This window comes from Modestobacter sp. NPDC049651 (genome assembly GCF_040659695.1).
In the GTDB taxonomy this organism is placed as follows: domain Bacteria; phylum Actinomycetota; class Actinomycetes; order Mycobacteriales; family Geodermatophilaceae; genus Modestobacter.
In genome coordinates this window covers 43,443-66,099 of sequence record NZ_JBFAOG010000018.1, presented here as the reverse complement: position 1 = coordinate 66,099, position 22,657 = coordinate 43,443, and the positions used below count along the sequence as shown (strand labels likewise).

21 protein-coding genes are annotated in these 22,657 nt (G+C 73.8%); 10 read left to right on the top strand and 11 right to left on the bottom strand.

Annotated elements, in window-relative coordinates:
- Positions 1 to 126 precede the first annotated feature (126 nt).
- The 3 genes from AB0J00_RS19360 to AB0J00_RS19350 all read right to left on the bottom strand — a co-directional run bounded on the left by AB0J00_RS19360 (position 127) and on the right by AB0J00_RS19350 (position 4,697).
- Positions 127 to 3,018, bottom strand: a complete 2,892-nt coding sequence (locus tag AB0J00_RS19360; protein ID WP_357747934.1) for a vitamin B12-dependent ribonucleotide reductase — start codon at positions 3,016 to 3,018, stop codon at positions 127 to 129.
- A 115-nt stretch (positions 3,019 to 3,133) separates the two neighbouring features.
- Positions 3,134 to 3,691, bottom strand: coding sequence for a transcriptional regulator NrdR (gene nrdR, locus AB0J00_RS19355; protein WP_357747931.1), 558 nt, complete (start codon positions 3,689 to 3,691; stop codon positions 3,134 to 3,136).
- A 454-nt stretch (positions 3,692 to 4,145) separates the two neighbouring features.
- Positions 4,146 to 4,697, bottom strand: coding sequence for a LysM peptidoglycan-binding domain-containing protein (locus AB0J00_RS19350; RefSeq protein WP_357747928.1), 552 nt, complete (start codon positions 4,695 to 4,697; stop codon positions 4,146 to 4,148).
- A gap of 470 nt (positions 4,698 to 5,167) precedes the next feature.
- Here AB0J00_RS19350 and lexA point away from each other — a divergent pair, with 470 nt between their 5' ends.
- Positions 5,168 to 5,872 (top strand): transcriptional repressor LexA, encoded by a 705-nt coding sequence (gene lexA, locus AB0J00_RS19345; RefSeq protein ID WP_357747925.1) that lies wholly within the window; start codon positions 5,168 to 5,170, stop codon positions 5,870 to 5,872.
- Between the two features lie 66 nt (positions 5,873 to 5,938).
- Here the strand turns inward: lexA and AB0J00_RS19340 are convergent, their stop codons facing one another.
- The 4 genes from AB0J00_RS19340 to AB0J00_RS19325 all read right to left on the bottom strand — a co-directional run bounded on the left by AB0J00_RS19340 (position 5,939) and on the right by AB0J00_RS19325 (position 9,967).
- Positions 5,939 to 7,039, bottom strand: a complete 1,101-nt coding sequence (locus AB0J00_RS19340; protein WP_357747922.1) for a hypothetical protein — start codon at positions 7,037 to 7,039, stop codon at positions 5,939 to 5,941.
- Entirely contained in the window at positions 7,011 to 7,751 is a 741-nt protein-coding gene (locus AB0J00_RS19335) for a phosphatase PAP2 family protein (protein ID WP_357747920.1), read from the bottom strand. The genes AB0J00_RS19340 and AB0J00_RS19335 overlap by 29 nt, the downstream gene beginning before the upstream one ends.
- Before the next feature lie 142 nt (positions 7,752 to 7,893).
- The gene (gene hflX, locus AB0J00_RS19330) at positions 7,894 to 9,372 is read right to left on the bottom strand and encodes a GTPase HflX (RefSeq protein WP_357747919.1); all 1,479 of its coding nucleotides are present in this window, start codon (positions 9,370 to 9,372) and stop codon (positions 7,894 to 7,896) included.
- Positions 9,338 to 9,967 (bottom strand): winged helix-turn-helix domain-containing protein, encoded by a 630-nt coding sequence (locus tag AB0J00_RS19325; protein ID WP_357747916.1) that lies wholly within the window; start codon positions 9,965 to 9,967, stop codon positions 9,338 to 9,340. The genes hflX and AB0J00_RS19325 overlap by 35 nt, the downstream gene beginning before the upstream one ends.
- A 58-nt stretch (positions 9,968 to 10,025) precedes the next feature.
- Between AB0J00_RS19325 and AB0J00_RS19320 the strand changes: the two genes are divergently transcribed.
- Both AB0J00_RS19320 and AB0J00_RS19315 read left to right on the top strand, forming a co-directional pair.
- Positions 10,026 to 11,303 (top strand): MFS transporter, encoded by a 1,278-nt coding sequence (locus AB0J00_RS19320; protein ID WP_357747914.1) that lies wholly within the window; start codon positions 10,026 to 10,028, stop codon positions 11,301 to 11,303.
- A 39-nt stretch (positions 11,304 to 11,342) separates the two neighbouring features.
- Complete coding sequence (locus tag AB0J00_RS19315) at positions 11,343 to 11,519, top strand: hypothetical protein (protein WP_357747911.1); 177 nt, start codon at positions 11,343 to 11,345, stop codon at positions 11,517 to 11,519.
- A 12-nt stretch (positions 11,520 to 11,531) separates the two neighbouring features.
- Here AB0J00_RS19315 and dapF read toward each other — a convergent pair whose 3' ends face one another.
- The 3 genes from dapF to AB0J00_RS19300 are packed head-to-tail and all read right to left on the bottom strand — an operon-like array spanning position 11,532 to position 14,103.
- A complete protein-coding gene (gene dapF / locus AB0J00_RS19310) occupies positions 11,532 to 12,446 on the bottom strand; it encodes a diaminopimelate epimerase (protein WP_357747909.1) in 915 nt (304 codons plus the stop codon).
- The gene (gene miaA, locus AB0J00_RS19305; protein ID WP_357747907.1) at positions 12,443 to 13,411 is read right to left on the bottom strand and encodes a tRNA (adenosine(37)-N6)-dimethylallyltransferase MiaA; all 969 of its coding nucleotides are present in this window, start codon (positions 13,409 to 13,411) and stop codon (positions 12,443 to 12,445) included. Before miaA ends, dapF begins: the two co-directional genes overlap by 4 nt.
- Positions 13,408 to 14,103 (bottom strand): hypothetical protein, encoded by a 696-nt coding sequence (locus AB0J00_RS19300; protein ID WP_357747904.1) that lies wholly within the window; start codon positions 14,101 to 14,103, stop codon positions 13,408 to 13,410. Before AB0J00_RS19300 ends, miaA begins: the two co-directional genes overlap by 4 nt.
- 41 nt (positions 14,104 to 14,144) lie before the next feature.
- Here AB0J00_RS19300 and AB0J00_RS19295 point away from each other — a divergent pair, with 41 nt between their 5' ends.
- Positions 14,145 to 15,749, top strand: a complete 1,605-nt coding sequence (locus tag AB0J00_RS19295; RefSeq protein WP_357747902.1) for a DUF349 domain-containing protein — start codon at positions 14,145 to 14,147, stop codon at positions 15,747 to 15,749.
- Between the two features lie 143 nt (positions 15,750 to 15,892).
- Positions 15,893 to 17,029 (top strand): glutathione-independent formaldehyde dehydrogenase, encoded by a 1,137-nt coding sequence (locus tag AB0J00_RS19290; RefSeq protein WP_357747900.1) that lies wholly within the window; start codon positions 15,893 to 15,895, stop codon positions 17,027 to 17,029.
- A 76-nt stretch (positions 17,030 to 17,105) separates the two neighbouring features.
- Here the strand turns inward: AB0J00_RS19290 and miaB are convergent, their stop codons facing one another.
- Positions 17,106 to 18,572: a tRNA (N6-isopentenyl adenosine(37)-C2)-methylthiotransferase MiaB gene (gene miaB / locus AB0J00_RS19285; protein ID WP_357747897.1), complete on the bottom strand. Its 1,467-nt coding sequence runs from the start codon at positions 18,570 to 18,572 to the stop codon at positions 17,106 to 17,108.
- Between the two features lie 156 nt (positions 18,573 to 18,728).
- On the opposite strand from miaB, the gene AB0J00_RS19280 reads away from it, so the two are divergent.
- From AB0J00_RS19280 to AB0J00_RS19260, 5 genes are all read left to right on the top strand, one after another.
- Positions 18,729 to 19,484, top strand: coding sequence for an amino acid ABC transporter ATP-binding protein (locus tag AB0J00_RS19280; RefSeq protein ID WP_357747895.1), 756 nt, complete (start codon positions 18,729 to 18,731; stop codon positions 19,482 to 19,484).
- An 18-nt stretch (positions 19,485 to 19,502) separates the two neighbouring features.
- Positions 19,503 to 20,396, top strand: a complete 894-nt coding sequence (locus tag AB0J00_RS19275; protein WP_357747893.1) for a glutamate ABC transporter substrate-binding protein — start codon at positions 19,503 to 19,505, stop codon at positions 20,394 to 20,396.
- Between the two features lie 104 nt (positions 20,397 to 20,500).
- Positions 20,501 to 21,148 (top strand): amino acid ABC transporter permease, encoded by a 648-nt coding sequence (locus AB0J00_RS19270; RefSeq protein ID WP_357747891.1) that lies wholly within the window; start codon positions 20,501 to 20,503, stop codon positions 21,146 to 21,148.
- A complete protein-coding gene (locus tag AB0J00_RS19265) occupies positions 21,145 to 22,047 on the top strand; it encodes an amino acid ABC transporter permease (RefSeq protein ID WP_357747888.1) in 903 nt (300 codons plus the stop codon). The genes AB0J00_RS19270 and AB0J00_RS19265 overlap by 4 nt, the downstream gene beginning before the upstream one ends.
- Positions 22,048 to 22,202: 155 nt before the next feature.
- Positions 22,203 to 22,586: a hypothetical protein gene (locus AB0J00_RS19260; protein ID WP_357747885.1), complete on the top strand. Its 384-nt coding sequence runs from the start codon at positions 22,203 to 22,205 to the stop codon at positions 22,584 to 22,586.
- Positions 22,587 to 22,657 lie beyond the last annotated feature (71 nt).

Genomic DNA, 22,657 nt, shown 5'->3' with positions numbered 1-22,657 from the left:
CAACGAGCGGCCGGGGCGACGGTGGTCGGTCCGGTGCGGGGTGTCAGCGGCGAGCCGGCTGAGGGACCGCCGGGCCCGCCGGGACGTCGGGCGATGTCCGCCCTGACGTCCCGACGGGCGTCGGCATCAGCTGCAGCCGCTGGTGGAGCCGCAGCCCTCGCAGACGTAGCAGCTGCCGGCGGGGCGCATCTTCGTGCCGCAGGTCATGCACAGCGGCGCGTCGGTCGCGGTGCCGGTCACCAGCTCCAGCAGCTCGGCCGAGGAGTGGGCCTCCTTGATCGCCTGCTTCGGCGACTCCTTCTCGACGGCCTTCGGGGCCTCGGCCGGCGCCTCGGTGGGCACCGAGCCGCGCAGCGCCTCGACGTCCACCTCGTCGTCCTCGACGACCTCGGCGGTGTTGGCCGAGGTGCCGTAGCTGCCCGCGACCTGGGCCGCCCGCTCCTCGGCGCTGAAGATGCCGAGGGTCGCGCGGGTGTCGACGGGCAGGTGGTCGAGCGCCAGGCGACGGAAGATGTAGTCCATCACCGACTGGGCGATCCGGATGTCCGGGTCGTCGGTCATGCCGGCCGGCTCGAAGCGCATGTTGGTGAACTTCTGGATGTAGGTCTCCAGCGGCACACCGTGCTGCAGCGCGATCGAGATGCCGATCGAGAAGGCGTCCATGACACCGGCCAGGGTCGAGCCCTGCTTGCCGAGCTTCAGGAAGACCTCACCGAGGCTGCCGTCCTCGTACATGCCGGCGGTCATGTAGCCCTCGGCACCGGCGACGCTGAACGAGGTGGTCATGCTCGTGCGCTTCTTCGGCAGCCGCTTGCGCACCGGGTGCGCCAGGGCGGGAGCCGCCTCGGCGATCGCGGTCTCGACCGGGGCCTCGGCCTTCTTGGCCTTGGCGTCGGACAGCGGCTGGCCGACCTTGCAGTTGTCGCGGTAGATGGCCAGCGCCTTGATGCCCATCTTCCAGCCCTGGAAGTAGATGTCCTCGACCTCTTCGACGGTCGCCGTCTCCGGCATGTTGACCGTCTTGGAGATCGCGCCGGAGATGAACGGCTGCACCGCGGCCATCATCCGGACGTGGCCCATCGGGGAGATGGCCCGCTCGCCCATGGCGCAGTCGAAGACCTCGTAGTGCTCGGGACGCAGGCTCGGGGCGTCGACCACGTGGCCGTGCTCGGCGATGTACTCGACGATCGCCTCGATCTGCTCCTCCTGGTAGCCCAGGCTGCGGAGCGCGCGCGGCACGGTCTGGTTGACGATCTGCATGGAGCCGCCGCCGACCAGCTTCTTGAACTTGACCAGCGAGAAGTCCGGCTCGATGCCGGTCGTGTCGCAGTCCATCATGAAGCCGATGGTCCCGGTGGGGGCCAGCACGGAGGCCTGCGCGTTGCGCCAGCCGTTCTCCGCGCCGATCTCCAGGCCCAGCTGCCACTGCTCGGTGGCGGCCTTGAGCACGTCGGCGTCGTCGGCGCCGACCGGGCGGACGGCGTCGTTGGCGGCGGCGTGCTTGCGCATGACCCGGGCGTGGGCGTCGGCGTTGCGGGCGAAGCCCTCGTAGGCGCCGACGATGCCGGCCAGCTCGGCGGAGCGCCGGTAGGCGGTGCCGGTCATCAGCGAGGTGATCGCCGCGGCCAGCGTCTGGCCGCCCCGCGAGTCGTAGGCGTGGCCGGTGGCCATCAGCAGGGCGCCGAGGTTGGCGTAGCCGATGCCCAGCTGCCGGTAGGCGCGGGTGGTGTCGCCGATCGGGTCGGTCGGGAAGTCGGCGAAGCAGATCGAGATGTCCATCGCGGTGATGACCAGCTCGACGGCCTTCACGAAGTTCTTGGCGTCGAACCGGCCGTCGTCCTTGAGGAACTTCATGAGGTTCAGCGACGCCAGGTTGCACGAGCTGTTGTCCAGGCTCATGTACTCCGAGCAAGGGTTGGACGCGTTGATCCGCCCGGTCTCGGGGTTCGTGTGCCAGTCGTTGATCGTGTCGTCGTACTGGATGCCCGGGTCGGCGCACTCCCAGGCGGCCTGGGTGACCTTGCGGAACAGCTCACGGGCGTCGACGGTCTCGATCACCGAGCCGTCGAGGCGGGCGCGCAGGCCGAACTCGGTGCCCTCCTCGACCGCGCGCATGAACTCGTCGTTCACGCGGACCGAGTTGTTGGCGTTCTGGTACTGGACGCTGGTGATGTCCTTGCCGCCCAGGTCCATGTCGAACCCGGCGTCGCGCAGCGCGCGGATCTTGTTCTCCTCGCGCGCCTTGGTCTCGATGAACTCCTCGATGTCCGGGTGGTCGATGTCGAGGACGACCATCTTGGCCGCGCGGCGGGTGGCGCCACCGGACTTGATGGTCCCGGCGGAGGCGTCGGCACCGCGCATGAAGGAGACCGGGCCGGAGGCGGTGCCACCGGAGCCGCGGAGCAGCTCCTTGGAGGAGCGGATGCGGGAGAGGTTCAGGCCGGCGCCCGAGCCGCCCTTGAAGATCAGGCCCTCTTCGCGGTACCAGTTCAGGATCGAGTCCATCGAGTCGTCGACGGCGAGGATGAAGCAGGCGCTGACCTGCTGCGGCGACGCGGTGCCGACGTTGAACCAGACGGGCGAGTTGAAGCTGAAGTACTGGTGCAGCAGCATCCAGGTCAGCTCCTGCTCGAACACCTCGGCGTCGCCCTCGGAGGCGAAGTAGCCGTTCTCGCGCCCGGCCTCGCCGTAGGTGAGCACCACCCGGTCGATGAGCTGCCGCAGGCTGGTCTCGCGCTGCGGGGTGCCGACCGCGCCACGGAAGTACTTCGTGGTGACGATGTTGGTGGCGTTGATGCTCCACTCGGCGGGGAACTCCACACCGCGCTGCTCGAAGTTGATCGAGCCGTCCCGCCAGTTGGTCATGACGACGTCGCGGCGCTCCCAGACGACCTCGTCGTACGGGTGCACCCCGGCGGTCGTGAAGACGCGCTTGACCTTCAGGCCCTTCCCCCGGGCAGGCGCCTTGCCGCCGCGACGCGCACGGGTGGCGGTGAGACGGTCTTCGGTCTCGGTCATGAGTGGTGGATCTCCCTCGTGGGCTGCAGCGGGGGAAGCGCCGCGGTGGGTGTGCCTGACTGGTGTAGCGGGTGGTGCTGACAGTTCTGCGGTGCTGGCGTGCTGGTGCTGCGGATCAGGGGGAGGCGGCGCTGCCTCCGGAGGCGGACGGGTTCCGCCCCCCTCCCCGCCGGCGCGGGGCCGGCACGTCGGGCTGCATGCCCGGCAGCGGCGGGGTGCCGGCGGTGAGGTGCCGGGCCCGCAGCTCGCTGATCTCCTTCTCGAAGTCCTCGATGGAGTCGAAGGCGCGGTAGACGCTCGCGAAGCGCAGGTAGGCGACCTCGTCGAGCTCGCGCAGCGGCCGCAGGATCGCCAGCCCGACCTCGTGGGCGGGCACCTCGGCGGCGCCGCTGGCCCGGATGGCGTCCTCGACCTGCTGGGCCAGCTGCTGGAGCTGGTCCTCCTCGACCGGCCGGCCCTGGCAGGCGCGGCGCACGCCGGCCACCACCTTGGAGCGGTTGAACGGCTCGGTCACCCCGCTGCGCTTGACGACGGCGAGCACGGCCTCCTCGACCGTGGTGAACCGGCGGCCGCAGCCGGGGCACGACCGGCGCCGGCGTGTGGTGGCGCCGTCGTCGATCTCCCGGGAGTCGACGACGCGGCTGTCCGGGTTGTGGCAGAAGGGGCAGCGCACGCCGAGCTCCTCTCGTCAGGGTGTCGCGCCCGCCTGCCGAGGACCCCGGGGAGGGCGGACGACGGTGGGCCGGCGGACCGCTCCTGTGGACTGCCCCGGGGACATCCGGTGGATGCGGCGGGGAGAACGTGTGGAGCGGGTGTGGATGTCTTACAGCCGTGTAAGCACTAGATGTTGTGGTGGAACCGTAAGCGAACCCCCATAGAGGGTGCAAGCCCGACGCGGCGTGTCCTGTTCCACTGGTGCACGACCGACCCGCGGGCCCCCACCGGCCCCACCCGTCGCGCCGCAACAGGCAGGTGCTGACGAGCCGTCAGGGCCCCGCTCGGCAGGACTCGCACACGCACTCGGAGAACGACAGGCGAGCACGCGACGCCGACCGCAGGGGGCGGACCGGAGCGGCGGGTGGGGTTCCCGGGCGGTGGTGGCACGCCCGGTGGTCGAGCGACCGGGGTCAGGGCAGGCGGAGGACCTGACCGGCCTGCACCTGACCGCCGGTCAGGTGGTTGAGGCCGGCGATCGCGTCGACCACCGAGCGGCGCTCCTCGTGCGGGGCGACGTCGCCGGCGATCGACCACAACGTGTCGCCCGGCTCCACGACGACGGTGGCGGAGCCGGCCAGGCGGAGCCCGCCGTCGCCCTCGCCCAGCAGCATGCCCGCGGCCACGGCGGCGATCGCCAGGCCGATGACGACCAGCAACGTGCCGAGCACGCGCCGACCCCGCCGGGTCAGCCGCAGCGGCGCGGGCGCACCGACGGCCCACTCCCCCGGCGCGCCGGCGACGACCGGGCGGCGCCCCCCGCGGACCGCACGCCCGCCCGGCACCGCGTCGGCGCCGACGCGACGCCGGCCCGGACGGGCGGCGCCGCGGCGACCGGCCGGGCCCACCGGCTGCGGACCGCGGCCGGCACCCGCCCCGGGGCGCCCGACCACCGACGGCCGGAGGGTGCGGCCGTCGGCCGGGCTCGTCGCGGTCTGCTGCACGCGGTGCTGCACGGTGGCCATCGCACGTACTCCTCGTCTCGGCTGGGTGCCGGGTTCCTGCTCGTCTCAGGACGCCCCTCCGACCGGCCGGTCAGCGGACCGAACCGACCCGGAAGTCGAACGCCTGTTCGAATCGAACGTCTGTGCGATGTCTACCGCAGGCCGCCGACAAAAACACCCCCGACACGGCAACGTCTTCGAACGTGTGTTTGAACGATCGGGCCGGGACCGCTACCGTGACCTCGACACCCGGGCGCCCCCGCCCGCGGCCGCTCGCGTCGGGCTCCGCTCCCGTCAGGCCGTGGCACGGGCGGCGACCGGAGCGGCGAGCAGGACCCGGGGCCGGCCGACGGGCCCGGGGACACGTGGTTGCGGGGGCCCGCAACCGGCGAGGAGGAGACATGGCCGTCGACAGCCGGACCCCAGGCGGCACCTCACGCCGACGCGCGGCGTCCCAGCCTGAGGGCGAAGCCACCACCGCGGGCGCTGCGGTGCGCGAGTTCCCCGACCGCGGCGAGGCCGGCGACGGGCTCACCCAGCGGCAGCGCCGGGTGCTCGAGGTCATCCGCGACTCGATCGAGCGCCGGGGCTACCCGCCCTCGGTCCGGGAGATCGGCGAGGCCGTCGGCCTGTCCTCGGCCTCCTCGGTCGCCCACCAGCTGTCGGTGCTGCAGCGCAAGGGCTGGCTGCGTCGCGACCCCAACCGCCCCCGGGCGCTCGACGTCCGGATGCCCGGTGACGGTTCCGGTGCCGCCGAGGCGTCCCCCACGGCGCTCGCCGCCGGCAGCCCGACCTCCGGGGTCGACGAGGCGCAGGCCCCCGCGCCCACCTACGTGCCGCTGGTCGGGCGGATCGCCGCCGGCGGGCCGGTGCTCGCCGAGCAGGCGGTCGAGGACGTCTTCCCGCTCCCCCGAGAGCTGGTCGGCGAGGGCACGCTGTTCATGCTCAAGGTCACCGGGGACTCGATGGTCGAGGCGGCGATCTGCGACGGCGACTGGGTCGTGGTGCGGCAGCAGCCCACCGCGGAGAACGGCGAGATCGTCGCGGCGATGATCGACGGCGAGGCCACCGTGAAGACCTACAAGCGGCGCGACGGCCACGTCTGGCTCATGCCGCACAACCCGGCCTACGAGCCGATCCCCGGTGACGACGCGACCGTGCTCGGCCGGGTCGTCACCGTCCTCCGCCGCGTCTGACGACGGATCCCGTCGCGGGGGCCCGCGCCCGTTCGGCGCGGGCCCCGGAGCGGAGACCCGCGAGGGTCAGGGCTCCGGAGCGGCCGTCCTCCGGCGACGGAGGCGGCTCCCCGCCCAGACCACCACCGCGGCGAGCACCGCGGCGATGACCGCGGCCGGCACCCACGGGGCCGGGTCCGAGGACGGGCTCTCCGCGGCCGCGCCCTTCGCCGCCGCCGACTGCCCCGCCGGCGGGGCGATCGGCGCCTGCGCCGGCAGCACGGTCACCGCGGCCGGCAGCCCCTCGCTGGAGACCACCAGGTCGCGGTTGTTCTCCCCGAAGGTGATCGCCTCACCCTGCGGCGAGTCCGGCAGCGCCACCCGGGTCGGGGTGCCCTGCAGTGCGCCGGCGACGTCCGAGCCCTCCAGCGGCCAGACGTAGGCGTCGGTGTACGTGCGCAGCGCGATGAGCGCCCCGTCGGCGGAGACCGCGCCGCCGGTCACCAGCAGCTGTCCGGCGCGGCCCACCGGGCCGCCGGGCGTGCCGGTGAGGGTGAACCCGAGGTCGGCGACCTTGCTCATCGGCACGGTGGCGCCGTCGGTGAGCGGGGCGTCGGGCCGGTAGACCGAGCTGGCGCCGAGCACCTCCTTGGTCACCAGGTACGGCGTGCCGTCAGGAGCGAGCAGCAGGGCCTCGGCGTCGTGCGGACCGTCGGGGTAGGTCATCCGGGTGACCGCGGTCGTGCCGTCGGGGTGCAGCGCGATCATGGCGACCGTCGCGCGCTGTGCCCGGTTGTCCCCGGCGTCCTCGATCCACACCGTGCCGTCGGCGGCGAGCGCCATGTCCTCGGGGTCGTAGGGGTCCACCTCGCCGGTCCTCACCTCGGCCACCTGGCACCGCTCGTCGAGCACGTACACCTCGACCCGGTCGCCGCCGTCGTCCATGGCGAGCAGGGCACTGCCGGCACCGGCCAGACCGGACAGCTCGGCCAGCCGGTCGTCGGTGATCTCGCACCGGGTGGTCGGGGCGCCGTAGGCGGCGGCGCTCTCCGCAGCGGCAGGCCCCAGCGGCAGCACGGCACCGGCGAGCGCCAGCGGCGCGCTCAGCAGGACGGCAGGACGCAGCCGCCGGACGGCGCGCGGACGCCGGCCGGCAGGGTCACTCGGGAGGGCGGCCTGCGCGCGCACGTACCCAGCGTGACAGCAGCACGTCGTCCAGTGCATGCACCACGCCCAGCAGCAGGATGCCGACGGCGGCCCCCACCACGGCGTCGGTGACCCAGTGGAAGTCGAGCACCACCATCGCCACGCCCGCGACCGCCGGTCCGACCACGCTGAGCACCCAGGCGATCCGCTGCACCCGGCCGGGCAGCTCGAACTGCACCGCCTGCCAGCGCGCGACGCCCCACATGAGCACCGCGTTGGCCACGTGCCCGGAGGGGTAGCTCTCGCCGCCCAGGTGGAAGAACGAGCCCGGGTAGCGGGGCGCGGTGCGGCCCATCCCCCACTTGAACGCGTAGACCACGGCGGTGAGGAGGGCCAGTGCGACCACGACCCGCACCAGCGGCAGCAGCGTCCGGCGGCGCCAGGCCAGCCAGCCGACCAGCCCGGCGAGCACCGCGAGGATGAAGCCGCGGCCACCGGCCTGGGTGAACACCCAGAACACGGGATAGACCGCCGAGTGCCGCAGGCCCCAGTCGTCGACGATCTCGGAGACCCGCAGGTCCATCCGCTCCAGCCGGCCCCGGCCCAGCAGGTCCAGGGTCACGCCCGCGGTGACGAGGGCCGCGAGGACGAGCAACCACCACGGCGGCCGCCCGACCCCGATCACCGGGTGCGGGCGGGACGCCGGCACCTCCCCGGCGGGCTCCACCGCCCGCCGCACCGCGCCGCTGGTCACAGGGGAACGGTACCGGGACCGTGACCTGCCCGTGACCCTGCCGGCGGCGGGGGCACCCGAACGGAGGCCGAACAGGTGCCGAACACGCCGGAGGGGCGGCGACCGGGTGGTCGCCGCCCCTCCGGGCGCAGGCAGGTCGCGGTCAGGCGACCGGCACGGTGAACGAGGTCAACGCGGCGGCCAGGCCGGCGTCGACCCGCGCGACCAGCCGGGTGCCGGCGGCCTCGTGCTGCTCGTCGAGCACCTCGCCGTCCCGGTGCACCCGGGCGACCAGGTCGCCCCGGTCGTAGGGCACGAGCACCTCGACGTCGACGTGCGGGTGCGGCAGCCGGGCGGCGACGACGTCGCGCAGCGCCTCGATCCCCTCGCCGGTGCGGGCCGAGACCCAGGCCGCGCCGGGCAGCGCCTGGCGCAGCGCGAGCACGTCCTCCTCGCTCATCGCGTCGACCTTGTTGACGACGATGAGCTCGGGCACCGCGCTGGCGTCGATCTCACCGAGCACGGTGTGCACCGCGTCGATCTGGCCCAGCGGGTCGGGGTCGGAGCCGTCGACCACGTGCAGCAGCAGGTCCGCCGCGGCGACCTCCTCCAGCGTCGACCGGAACGCGTCGACCAGCTGGTGCGGCAGGTGCCGGACGAAGCCGACCGTGTCGGTCATCGTGTACTCGCGGCCCTCCGTCGTCCGCGCCCGGCGGACCGTCGGGTCCAGGGTGGCGAACAGCGCGTCCTGCACCAGCACGCCGGCGTCGGTGAGCCGGTTGAGCAGGCTGGACTTGCCGGCGTTGGTGTAGCCGGCGATCGCCACGCTCGGGACGGCGTTGCGGTCGCGGCCCGAGCGCTGGGTGGCCCGGGCGGTCGCCATGCCGGCGATCTCCTTGCGCAGCTTGCTCATCCGCGCGCGGATCCGCCGCCGGTCGGTCTCGATCTTGGTCTCACCGGGACCACGGGTGCCGATGCCGCCACCGCCGGCGACACGACCACCGGCCTGCCGGCTCATCGACTCACCCCAGCCGCGCAGCCGCGGGATCATGTACTGCATCTGGGCGAGCTCGACCTGCGCCTTGCCCTCCCGGCTGGTGGCGTGCTGGGCGAAGATGTCGAGGATCAGCGCGGTCCGGTCGACCACCTTGACCTTGAGGATCTTCTCCAACTGGTTGAGCTGGCCGGGGGTCAGCTCACCGTCGAAGATCGCGGTGTCGGCGCCCGTCGCGGCGACGATGTCGCGGATCTCGGCGGCCTTGCCGGATCCGACGTACGTCGCGGCGTCGGGCTTGTCGCGGCGCTGCACGAGCGCCTCGAGCACGGTCGACCCGGCCGTCTCGGCCAGGGCGGCGAGCTCGGCGAGCGAGCGCTGCGCGTCGGCCGCCGTCCCCTCGGTCCAGACCCCGACCAGCACGACGCGCTCCAGGCGCAGCTGGCGGTACTCGACCTCGGTGATGTCGGCGAGCTCGGTGGACAGCCCGGCGACGCGGCGGAGCGACCCGCGCTCCTCCAGCAGGTAGGAGCCGGTCGTGTCGTCGACCTCGTCGAACTGCCCGGCGGGGGCGGGCCGGGAGGCTGCGGCCTTGTCGGCGCGCGCCTGCGCGTCAGCCAGAACGGCCCGGTTCTGTGCGGTGGTCATCGGGTCCAGCGTGACATGCCCCTGGGTGCGGGGCGAGTGAGTTGTCGTCATCGACTGTGTCGTCATCGCCCGGTACAACACCGGGCGGCTCCGGATGCATCCCCACGTACAGCGACCACCGCTCCGGCTCCGGGCCCGGCGGGCGCACCCGGAACTCCTCGAGCAGCGCGTGCAGCCGGTCCCGGAACTCGGCCAGGTCGGGGGCCGGCAGCCGCAGCGCCAGCCGGGTGCTGGCCAGCTGGTCCTCCCCGACCGCGGCCACCTCCTCCCGGAAGGCGGCCAGCGCCGGGTCGCGGGAGGGGCCGGGGCCGCCGGCGTCGTCCATCAGCCAGCTCTTGCCGGTCGCCCGGTAGGGCACCTCCCGGGCGCCTCGGGTGCCGCGCCGCTCCTCCTCCGCGGCCAGGAACCCGGTGTCCACGAGCGTGCGCACGTGGTGCAGCACGGTGGCCGGGTTGCGGCCCAGCGCGGCGGCGAGCTCCTTGTTGGTCAGCGCCCGGTCCAGGCACAGCCGGAGGATCCGCAGCCGGACGGCGGACGCCAGCGCCCTCGCCTCGGCGTCGGTGGCCGGCCGCCGGGGACCCTCGTACTGCGACACGGGCCCAGCCTAGAACCTAGTGATTGACACTCCCCAATCACTGGACCACGCTGCCCGCGTGAGCTCCTCCCGCAGCCTCTGGCGGCACCGCGACTTCGGGCACCTGTGGGCCGCCGAGACGGTCAGCCAGGTCGGTACCCAGGTCACCCAGCTGGCCCTGCCGGTGCTGGCGGTCGGCGTGCTGGCGGCCTCGCCCATGGAGATGGGCGTGCTCACCGCGCTGGAGACCGCGGCGTTCCTGCTGATCGGGCTGCCGGCCGGCGCCTGGGTGGACCGCTGGCGGCGCAAGCGCGTGCTGGTGATCGCCGACCTCGTGCGCGCGGGGGTGCTGGCCTCCATCCCGGTCGCCTGGGCGCTGGACGTGCTCACCCTCGGCCAGCTGTTCGTCGTGGCCGCGGCCACCGGCACCGCGACGGTCTTCTTCGACGTCGCCTACCAGAGCTACCTGCCCGCACTGGTCGACCGGGACCAGATCGTCGACGGCAACGGCAAGCTCGAGGCCAGCCGTGCGGTGGCGCAGGTGGCCGGGCCGGGCGTGGGCGGTGTGCTGCTGCGGGTGCTCGGGGCGCCGTGGCTGCTGCTGGCCGACGCGGTCAGCTTCCTGGCGTCCGCCGCGTTCCTGGCCGGCATCCGGCGCCCGGACGTTGTCCCCGACCGGGCCGTCCGGCGGCCGCTGCGCACCGAGATCGCCGAGGGCCTGTCGTTCGTCGTCCGGCACCCGCTGCTGCGCCGGATCGTGGCGTGCACCGGGACGGCGAACCTGTTCGGGTCGATCACCTCGACGCTGCTGGTGCTGTTCGCGCTGCGCGAGCTGGGGCTGTCGGAGTCGACGCTCGGCCTGGTGCTGTCGGCCGGCGCCGCGGGCGGGCTGGTCGGCGCGGCCACCGCCGCCCGGTTCGCCCGGTGGGTCGGCGAGGGCCGGGCGATCCCCCTGTCGGTGCTGGCGGTCGTGCCCTTCGCGGCACTGGTGCCGCTGGCCGCGCTCGGCGCGCCCGCGGTGCTGCTCGTGGTCGGCCAGTTCGGCACCAGCTGGTGCATCGTCGCCTACAACGTCACGCAGGTCAGCTTCCGGCAGCGGCTGTGCCCGCCGGCGCTGCTGGGCCGGATGAACGCCTCGGTGCGGTTCCTGGTGTTCGGCACGATGCCGGTGGGCGGGCTGCTCGGCGGGGTGCTGGGCAGCACGCTCGGCCTGGCGCCGGCGCTGTGGGTCGCCGTCGCCGGGCAGGGACTGGCGGCGCTGTGGGTCACCGCGAGCCCGTTGCTCGGCATGCGCGAGCTGCCCGACGAGCTGGACGGCGTGCAGCAGGCGGCCGACGTGGCCCCCGCGCGGGACTGACCGTTTCCCGGCCGCCGGGCCGCGGGTAGGCCGCAGCGCATGAGCCTCAACCGCGACGAGATCGACGACCCGGGCGCCGACCCGAAGGGCCTCAACCCGCCCCGCAACCCGCTCGGTGGTCCTGACCAGGACACCGGCCGTGGCGAGCCGCGCGGCGACGACGGGGACGCCCCCGGCGACAACGACGCGGCCGCGGGCGGCGCGGCGAAGCCGTGAGCCGTCCGGGGGTCAGGCGCCCAGCCACTCCCCGGTGAGCGTGCCGGCGGCGACGACGACGGCCGGGCCGGACAGCACCGTCGTCGTCCCGTCGAGCTCCACCGTCAGCCGGCCGCCCGGCACGTCGACCGCGACCGTGCCGGTGGTCCGGTCCCCGGCGACGAGCGCCGCGTAGGCGGCCGCGCAGGCGCCGGTGCCGCACGAGCGGGTCTCCCCCACGCCCCGCTCGTAGACGCGCAGCCGGATGTGGGCGTGCGCGCCGGTGGGCGCGTCCTCCGCCGACAGCACGTTGACCACCTCGACGTTCACGCCCTCGGGGAACACCGCCGGGTCGACCCGGGGCAGCTCGCGCAGGTCGAGGCAGTCGACCGAGACGTCGGTGAGGCAGGCCAGGTGCGGGTTGCCCATCGACACGCCCAGCCCCGGCAGCTCGTGCCCGGGCAACCGGGCGCTGCTGCGGCCGAGCGGGCGGGCCGGCCCCATGTCCACCCAGTAGCCGCCCTCCGCGCGGGCGCCGACGCGGCGCGGGCCGCCGCGGGTGCCGACCAGCACGCCCGCCTCGGCGGTGGCCCGGTCCAGCAGGCCCTCGGCGAGCAGCACGTGCAGGAACAGCCGGATGCCGTTGCCGCACATCTCCGCGTGCGAGCCGTCGGCGTTGCGGTGGTCCATGAACCACTCGCAGGAGGGCAGCGCCTCCCCGAGGACGGCGGCCGCGTCCGGCACGTGGACGCTGCGGACGACGCGCAGCACGCCGTCGCCGCCGAGCCCCGCGCGGCGGTCGCACAGCCGCCGCACCAGCGCCGGGTCCAGCCGCTGCTCCGGCCACACGTCGCCGTCCGGGTCGGGCAGGACGACGAAGTCGTTCTCGGTGCCGTGCCCGAGCAGGACCCGCGGGCCCTGCGCTCCGGTCGAACCGCTGTCGATCACCGCCCGATCGTACGGTCGCCGCCGGTGCCGCCCGCGGCGTCCAGCGCCCGGTGCACCTCCTCGGCGACCCGGCTGGCCAGGTCGGGGGCAGCGGCGTCGAACCAGGTGGTGGCGGGATCGCGGCGGAACCACGACCGCTGGCGGCGGACGAACCGGCGGGTGGTGGTCACCGTCTGCTCGCGGGCCTGCTCCGCGGTCAGCTCGCCGTCGAACTGCCGCAGCACCTGGGCGTAGCCCAGCGCGCGGGAGGAGGTCGGCCCCTCGCGCAGCCCGTCGGCGGCCAGCGCCGCCACCTCGTCGACGAAGCCGGCCGCCCACATCCGGTCGACCCGCACCGCGACCCGCTCGTCGAGCTCGTCGGGCACCCGGTCCAGCCCGACGGTCAGCGCCGGGTAGTGCGGGCGCGGGGCGGGCAGCCGGGCGGTGAACGGCTTGCCGGTCAGCTCGACCACCTCCAGCGCGCGCACCAGGCGCCGTCCGTTGCTGGGCAGGATCGCCGCGGCCGCGTCGGGGTCCAGCCCGGCCAGCCGGGCGTGCAGCGCCCCGGACCCCACCTCGGCGAGCTCGGCCTCCAGGCGGGCGCGCAGCGCGGCGTCGGTGCCCGGGAAGTCCAGCTCGTCGAGGACGGCGCGCACGTACAACCCCGAGCCGCCGACCAGCAGCGGCAGCACCCCGGCCGCGCGCAGCCGGTCGATCTCGGCGCGGGCCCGCAGCCGGTACTCGGCTACGGACGCGGGCTCCCGGACGTGCCACAGGTCCAGCAGGTGGTGCGGCACGCCGCCGCGCTCGGCCTGGGTGGGCTTGGCGGTGCCGACGTCCATGCCGCGGTAGAGCTGCATCGAGTCGGCGTTGACCACCTCGGCGGGCAGCTGCCCGGCCAGCCGGTGCGCCAGCTCGACCGCCAGCGCCGTCTTGCCGGTCGCGGTCGGACCGACGACGGCGACCACCGGGAGGACGGCGCTCACCGGGCGGTCCAGTCGGCGACCAGGTAGCCCACGCCGAACGGGGCGTCGTCGTGGTGCAGCCGCGCCTGGACCGCCCGGCCCGCCAGCGCGCCGCCGACGGCCCGCCACACCGGCACGCCCGCGGCCAGCAGGCGCTCCCCCTCGGCCGCGTCCAGGCCGGCGAGCGCCGCCGCGTCCCCGGCGGCCAGCGCGGTGGCGACCGCGGCGTCGAACGGGGCCGCGGCCGGGTCCAGCGCGCCGGGCGCCTTCGGGCTGCGCCGCGCCGAGCCGTCGCCCATCGCGAGCACCCCGACGGGACCGTCGACGTCGGCGAGGGCGGCGGCCAGGTCGGCCGGACCCACTCCCAGCCGGGCACCGGTGTGCCCCTCGCGCTCCAGCACCCAGGCGCCGAGGGTGTGCGCCAGCGGCAGCGCCCGGCCGCCCGGACGGACGCCGCCGGAGAAGGGAACGGGCAGGTCGACGCCGTGGCCGTGCAGGTCGCCGGCGTCCCCGGGACCGAACCGGACGCCGGGGGCGACCCCGCTGCCGACGACGACGACCACCTCCGGCTGCGCCGCCAGCAGGGCCTGCACGGCGGCGCTCACCGCGGCCCGCAGGAGGGCGAGCGCGGGGGTGCTCGCACCGGACACGGCGGGCACCAGGAGCGGCGGCTGCGGGCAGAAGGCGACCGTCACCGGATCGGGTTGGCTCACGCCAGGGAGTGTCGCCGATGGATCGTGGGAGACTCCCTGGCGTGTCGAGCACGGAGAACACCGCGGACCGGACGCAGCAGCCCACCCCCGCCGTCGAGGAGACCGCGATCACCGAGGTCGCCCCGGTCGACGAGGGCCCGCTGGCCGCCACCCCGGACGCCGTCGTCCCGGATCCTGCAGAGCCCACCACCGACGAGGCGGCCACCTCGTCCGGCGAACCCGCCGGGACCGACGTCCCGGCTGCCGGGGAGGTGACGCCGGAGCCGACCGGGCCCACTGCGGTGGCGCCGGTCGACGAGGGCCCCCAGGCCGCGACGCCGGACGCCGCCGGCCCGGACGCCGCTGGTTCGGCTGCCGTCGAGGAGGCCCCGGCCGGGACCCACGCCGAGGCCGCCACCCCGACGGCGCCGGCCGAGCCCGCGCTGCCGCCGGTCCCGGCGAGCGACCCCACCGAGTGGGGCCGGGTCGACGAGGAGGGCACCGTCTACGTGCGGACGACCGCCGGTGAGCGGGCCGTCGGCTCGTGGCAGGCCGGCGAGCCCGCCGAGGGGCTGGCCCACTTCGGCCGCCGCTACGACGACCTGGCCACCGAGGTGTCGCTGCTCGAGGCACGGCTGGCCGCCCACACCGGCAACCCCAACGAGATCAAGACCAAGGCCGACGAGCTGGCCGAGCAGATCCTCACCGCCGCGGCCGTCGGCGACCTGGACCACCTGGCCGACCGGGCGCGGGCCATCAGCAGCATGGCCGAGACCGCGGTCGCCGCGAACCGGGCCAAGCGCGCCGAGCAGCGGGCCGTCCAGGTCGCCCGCAAGGAGGCGCTCGCCGCCGAGGCCGAGCAGATCGCCGCGGAGTCCAACCAGTGGAAGGCCGCCGGCGACCGGCTGAAGGCCATCGTCGAGGAGTGGCGGACGATCAAGGGGATCGACCGCAAGACCGACGAGGCGCTGTGGCACCGGTTCGCCGCTGCCCGCGACGCCTTCGGCCGCCGCCGCGGGCAGCACTTCGCCGAGCTGGACAAGCAGCGCGGCGAGGCCCGGGCGCAGAAGCAGGAGCTCATCGCCGAGGCCGAGCGGCTGTCGACGTCGACCGAGTGGGGTCCGACCAGCGCCGCCATGCGCTCGCTCATGGACCGCTGGAAGGCCGTCCCGCGCACCGGCCGGGACACCGACGACGACCTGTGGAAGAAGTTCCGGGCCGCCCAGGACGTCTTCTTCGCCGCCCGCACCGCCTCCGACAAGGTCCGCAACAGCGAGCAGGAGGCCAACCAGCGGCAGAAGGAGGAGCTGCTGGCCGAGGCCGAGCAGCTCGACCCGGCCAACCGCGGCGCGCAGAACCAGCTGCGCAAGCTCCTGGAGCGCTACGACGCCATCGGCCACGTGCCCCGCGGCGTGATGCGCGAGCTGGAGGACCGGATGCGCGCGGTCGAGGAGAAGTTCCGCGGCGCCGGCGAGGCCTCCCGGCCGCGGGTGCAGCCGGAGAACCCGCTGCTGGCCTCGATGCGCGCCGCCGTCACCAAGGCCGAGGACCAGCTGGCCAAGGCCCAGGCGTCGGGCAACGCCAAGCGGGTCAGCGAGGCCGAGGCCAACCTGGCCACCCGCCGCGAGTGGCTCGCCGAGGCCGAGAAGGCCGCCACCCGCCGCTGAGGCAGCCGCACGAAGGGCCCCCGTCCAGCCGGACGGGGGCCCTTCGTCGTCCCGGTCGTGTAGCGCACAACTGGTCGGGTAGGGCAACTGACGGCTGTGACCGGTGCGCCGGTCACCACATCCGTCGAGCAGAGGAGCTGACCATGAAGGCCGTCGTCTACCAGGGCCCGAAGCAGGTCGCCGTCGAGGAGCGCCCCGACCCCACGATCCAGGCACCGACCGACGCGATCATCCGGTTGACCACCACCAACATCTGCGGGTCGGACCTGCACATGTACGAGGGCCGCACCTCCGTCGAGGAGGGCAAGGTGCTCGGCCACGAGAACATGGGCATCGTCGAGGCCGTCGGCGACGGCGTCGACCGGATCGAGGTCGGCGACCGGGTCTCCGTGCCGTTCAACATCGCCTGCGGCACCTGCCGCAACTGCGAGACCGGGTGGACGTCGTTCTGCCTGCGGGCCAACCCCACCGAGGGGATGGACGGCGCGGCGTACGGCTACGCCAACATGGGTCCCTACGACGGCGGGCAGGCGGAGTTCCTGCGGGTGCCGTGGGCCGACGTGAACCTGCTCGAGCTGCCGGCGGGCACCGAGCACGAGAACGACTTCACCATGCTGTCCGACGTCTTCCCGACCGGCTGGCACGGCGTGGAGCTCTCCGGCTTCCAGGTCGGCGACCGGGTGGCGGTCTTCGGCGGCGGGCCGGTCGGCCTGATGGCCGCGCACAGCGCGATGATCCGCGGCGCCTCCCAGGTCTTCCTGGTCGACAAGGAGACCGACCGGCTGGCCCTGGCCGAGAAGTACGGCGCCACCCCGGTGGACTTCTCCGCCGGCGACCCCGTGCAGCAGATCCTGGACGCGACCGGTGGCCGTGGCGTCGACCGCGGCGTGGAGGCGGTCGGCTACCAGGCGCACGACCACACCGGCGAGGAGCACCCCGAGCTGGTGCTGGACAACCTGGCGCAGGTGGTGCGCTCGACCGGCGGCATCGGCGTCGTCGGCGTCTACATGCCCTCCGACCCCGGGGCGTCGTCGGACCTGGCCAAGGAGGGCCGGATCCCGTGGCAGTACGGGACGTTCTTCACCAAGGGCCAGTCCATGGGCACCGGGCAGGCTCCGGTGAAGCGCTACAACCGGCAGCTGCGCGACCTCATCGTCGCCGGCCGGGCCCACCCGTCGTGGATCGTCAGCCACGAGCTGGGCCTCGACCAGGCAGTCGAGGGCTACGACAAGTTCGACCGCCGCGAGGACGGTTGGACCAAGGTGCTGCTCAAGCCCTGAGCCACCTCAGGCAAAGGAAGCTCTGCACCCGGTCTGCCGCGCGGAACCGGGTGCAGAGCTTCCTCTGCCTGACGTGTCAGCCGCAGGCGGGGGCGGCGACCGGGAGCGGGGCGGGGACGCCGATCGTGGGCATGCCCAGCGAGACGCCGGGCGTGGTCGGCCGGGTGCCTGCCTCGGCGGCGTCGCCGGCCCGGGTGCGCCGGTGCGAGAGCAGCGCGCCGTCCGCGACCAGGAAGTGCGGCTTGCCCTCGGTGACGACGGTCTCGACCACGTCGCCGGGCCGGACGCCGTCCGCTGCCGTGAAGTGCACCAGCCGGCCGTCGCGGGCCCGGCCGCTCATCCGCCCGCGGGCGGCGTCCTTGTCGCCCTCCCCCGCGGCGACCAGCAGCTCGACGCGGGTGCCCACCAGCGCCTTGTTCTCCGACCAGCTGACGTCGTCCTGCAGGGCGGTGAGGCGCATGTAGCGCTCCTGCACGACCTCCTTGGGCAGCTGGTCGGCCATCTCGGCCGCCGGCGTGCCGGGGCGCTTGGAGTACTGGAAGGTGAAGGCGCTGGCGAACCGGGCCTGGCGGACGACCTCGAGGGTCTGCTCGAAGTCCGCCTCGGTCTCGCCGGGGAAGCCGACGATGACGTCGGTGGTGATCGCCGCGTCCGGCATGGCCGCGCGGACCCGGTCGATGATGCCGAGGTAGCGCTCCTGCCGGTAGCCGCGGCGCATCCGGCGCAGCACGTCGTCCGACCCGCTCTGCAGCGGCATGTGCAGCTGGTGGCAGACCGCGGGCGTCTCCGCCATGGCGTCGATGACGTCGTCGGTGAACTCCCGCGGGTGCGGGCTGGTGAAGCGGACCCGCTCCAGGCCCTCGATCGCGCCGGTGGCCCGCAGCAGGTCGGCGAAGGCGCCGCGGTCGCGGAACTCCACGCCGTAGGCGTTCACGTTCTGCCCGAGCAGCGTCACCTCGAGCACGCCCTGGTCGACCAGCGCCTGCACCTCGGCCAGGATCTCGCCCGGACGGCGGTCCTTCTCCTTGCCGCGCAGCGCCGGGACGATGCAGAACGTGCAGGTGTTGTTGCACCCCACGCTGATCGAGACCCAGCCGGAGTGGGCGGAGTCGCGCTTGGCCGGCAGCGTCGAGGGGAAGACCTCGAGCGACTCGGCGATCTCGACCTGGGCCTCCTCGTTGTGCCGGGCCCGCTCCAGCAGCGCCGGCAGCGAGCCGACGTTGTGGGTGCCGAAGACGACGTCCACCCAGGGCGCGCGCCGGACGATCTCGCCGCGGTCCTTCTGCGCCAGGCAGCCGCCGACGGCGATCTGCATGCCGGGGTGGGCGTCCTTGACCGGCCGCAGGTGGCCGAGGTTGCCGTAGAGCCGGTTGTCCGCGTTCTCCCGGACGGCGCAGGTGTTGAGCACGACGACGTCGGCGTCGGAGCCCTCGACGGCGGCGGTGTAGCCGGCCTGCTCGAGGAGCCCGGACAGTCGCTCGGAGTCGTGCACGTTCATCTGGCAGCCGTACGTGCGGACCCGGTAGGTCTTGCCGTTCACCACCTGATCGTACGGAGCCGCGCTGCGGAGCCGGCCGGACCGCTCCCGGGGACGGATCGTGACCGGATCGATACCCGCACGGGGAACTCTCAGCGGGTCCCCATGTTCGTTACGCCCCCGTGATCGCAGGCGCCCGGCCGTTGCCTAGGGTCGTTCGCTGTGACCGACCGTCCCACCGGAGATCCACTCGTCCGCCTCGCCGGCGTCAACAAGTGGTTCGGCGATCTGCACGTGCTGCAGGACATCGACCTGTCCATCGCCCGCGGGGAGGTGGTCGTCGTGATCGGCCCGTCCGGGTCGGGCAAGTCGACGCTCTGCCGCACCATCAACCGGCTCGAGCCGATCGACCAGGGCGAGATCTCGATCGACGGCGAGCGGCTGCCGGCCGAGGGCAAGGAGCTGGCCCGGCTGCGCAGCGACGTCGGCATGGTGTTCCAGAGCTTCAACCTGTTCGCCCACCGCACCGTGCTGCAGAACGTGGCGCTCGGCCCGGTAAAGGTGCGCAAGCAGTCGAAGGCGGACGCCGAGAAGCGGGCCCGCGAGCTGCTCGACCGCGTGGGCGTGGGCGCCCAGGCCGACAAGGTGCCCGCCCAGCTCTCCGGCGGCCAGCAGCAGCGCGTGGCCATCGCCCGCGCGCTGGCCATGGACCCGAAGGTCATGCTCTTCGACGAGCCGACCTCCGCGCTGGACCCGGAGATGATCAACGAGGTCCTCGACGTGATGACCTCGCTGGCCCGGGACGGCATGACCATGGTCGTGGTCACGCACGAGATGGGCTTCGCCCGCCGGGCGGCCAACCGGGTCGTGTTCATGGACGGCGGCCGGATCGTGGAGTCCGCCGATCCCGAGACCTTCTTCACCAACCCGCAGTCGACGCGGGCGCAGGACTTCCTCAGCAAGATCCTCAACCACTGACGCCTCCGGAGGCCTCCCATGCGCAGGACCCGCACCCTCCTCGCCCTCGCCGCGGCCGGCGCCCTGCTCGCCGCCTGCTCGAGCGACGCCGGTGACGCCGCCGAGCAGCAGGCCGACTCCTCGGCCGCGGTCGAGACCGACGTCGACTTCGCGGCCGGCACCACGATGGCCCGGCTGCACGACGCCGGCTCGATCACCATCGGCACCAAGTTCGACCAGCCCGGCTTCGGCCTGCTGAACCCGACCACCAAGACCCCCGAGGGTTTCGACGTGGAGATGGGCAAGCTCGTCGCCGCGAAGCTGGGCATCCCGGCCGACAAGATCAAGTGGACCGAGACGGTGTCGGCCAACCGCGAGGCCTTCATCGAGAACAAGCAGGTCGACCTGGTCATCGCGACCTACACGATCAACGACACCCGCAAGCAGCGGGTCGACTTCGCCGGGCCGTACTACACCGCCGGGCAGGACATCATGGTCGCCAAGGGCAACCCCGAGAAGATCGAGGGCCCGGACGACCTGGCCGGCAAGAACGTCTGCTCGGTCGAGGGCTCGACCCCGGCGGAGAACATCCGCACCAAGTACCCGCAGGCCCAGCTCACCCTGTTCGACGTGTACTCCAAGTGCGCCGACGCGCTGCGCAACGGCCAGGTGCAGGCGGTGACCACCGACAACGTCATCCTCACCGGCCTGGTCGCCGGCAACAAGGAGGGCTTCGAGCTGGTCGGCAACCCGTTCACCGAGGAGCCGTACGGCATCGGCCTGGCCAAGGGCGACAACGACTTCCGCACCTTCGTCAACGACACCCTCGAGGACTCGTTCGACAACGGCGACTGGGCCGACGCGTGGGACGCCACGGCCGGCTCGATCACCGGTGCCGAGGCGCCGAAGCCGCCGGCGATCGACCGCTACTGACCACCGCGCGACCGGCGCCCGGGAGCTGACCGCTCCCGGGCGCCGGTCGCCGTCTGCACCGCCCCCGTCCCCATCCCACCCGCCCCGAACCGGAGGCCGGCCGCGTGGACTTCCTCGCCGACAACGCGTCACTGCTGTGGCGCGCCTTCCTGACCACGCTGAGCCTGTCGCTGCTGGCGGGGCTCCTGGCACTCGTGCTCGGCACCCTGCTGGCCGCCTTCCGGGTCAGCCCGATCCCGCCGCTGCGCGGTGCTGCCACGTTCTACGTGGAGCTGCTGCGGAACACCCCGCTGACGGTCGTCTTCTTCTTCATCATCTTCGGGCTGCCGCAGATCGACCTGATCATGCCGTTCTTCCCGGGGGCGGTGGCCGCGGTCGCCCTGTACACCGCCGCGTTCGTCTGCGAGGCGATCCGGTCGGGCATCAACACCGTGCCGCCGGGGCAGGCCGAGGCCGCCCGCGCGCTGGGCATGACGTTCCCGCAGACGCTGGGCCAGGTCGTGCTCCCGCAGGCCGTCCGGGCGGCCATCCCGCCGCTGGGCAACGTGTGGATCGCGATGGTCAAGAACACCTCGATCGCCGCCGGCTTCGCCGTCACCGAGCTCACCGCCTCGATGCAGCGGCTGTCCAACGCCCAGGCCGACCAGCTGGTGCTGGTCCTGCTCGCCGTCGTCGTGGGCTACTGCGTGATCACGGTGCCGTCCGCCTGGGTGGTCCACCGGCTGGAGCGGAAGGTGGCGGTGCTGCGATGAGCGCCCCCGTGCTGTTCGACGTCCCGGGCCCGAGGGCGAAGGCCCGCATCCGGCTGTGGACCGCCGTCGGCGCCCTGCTGGTCCTCGCCGTCGTCGCCGTCGTGCTGTGGCGGCTGGCCGGCAACGGGCAGCTGGAGGGTCAGCGCTGGTCGGTGCTGTTCGACCCGAACAGCGGCGTGCCGCAGGCACTGTGGGACGGCCTGCTGTCGACGCTGAAGGTCGCAGCGCTGGGCATGGTGCTGGCCACCGCGCTGGGCCTGCTGCTGGCGGTCGGCCGGCTGTCGGACCACCGCTGGGTGCGGCTGCCGGTGTCGGCGGTCGTGGAGTTCTTCCGTGCCGTGCCGCTGCTGGTGGTCATCTTCACTCTGTTCTTCTTCCTGCCCGGCTTCGGCATCCGGCTGTCGGCCTACCAGGCGCTGGTCGGCGGCCTGACGCTCTACAACATGGCCGTGCTCGCGGAGATCTTCCGGGCCGGCATCCTGTCGATCGACCGCGGCCAGCGGGAGGCCGCGTACGCGCTGGGCTTGCGCAAGACCCAGGTGATGACCTCGGTGCTGCTGCCCCAGGCCGTCCGGCGGATGCTGCCGGTGCTCATCGCCCAGCTGGTCGTGCTGCTCAAGGACAGCTCGCTGGGCTTCATCATCGGGTACTTCGAGCTGCTGCGGCAGGCGCGCAGCCTGGTCGAGTTCTTCACGCCGCGGTTCGGCAGCGAGTACACCTTCCAGCTCTACGTGGCGGCCGGGCTGGTCTACGTGCTGCTCAACGTGCTGCTGTCGCAGCTCGCCCGCTACGTGGAGCGGCGGACCCGGCGCAACACCCGGGCCGGCGGGAAGGCGCCGGACGCCGGCGTGCCCGACGTCGCCTCCGTGGTGGACGACGGGCGCGCGGCGCCCCTGTGACCGTGGTCTGCCGTCGCCCGGCCCGGGCGACGGCAGACCTCCACAGTCACAACCGGCACAACGGCCCCGGGGATGTGGACATCTCGCCGGTGACGCAACGTGGCTTGTCACTTTCAACTGGTGACGACGCGCATGATCTCTGGCGAGATGGACGCATGACCGCTGCCGCCTCGTTCGCCCCGGAGCTGGGTGACACCGCCCAGTTCTTCGTCAGCCGGCTGCGCCGTTCTGCCGCCAGCTTCGCCGCCGCGGCCGGCGCCGAGGAGGCCGTCGTGCGCGAGGCCGTGCCCCCGGCGCGGCACCGCCGTTCGCGCTGCCGCGTGGTGCTGCGGTACCGGGACGGCGCCGAGAGCGATGTGACGTTCCTCGGCCCGGTGGCCTCGCCGACCCGCGCCCGGGAGGTGACCATGTCGCAGTTCGACACCTCGATCCAGCTGTGGCTGGGCACCGGCCAGGAGCGCAGCCGCAAGTGGCTGGTGCCCGACGACGAGGCCGCCGACGGCGTCGCCGTGGACGTCACCGCCTGGCTGGACCGCTGACCCCACCCCGGTCACCCGCGCGGTGACCGCTCCGAGACCGGGGCGCGGCAACGGCGCCGTGCCCCACCTCG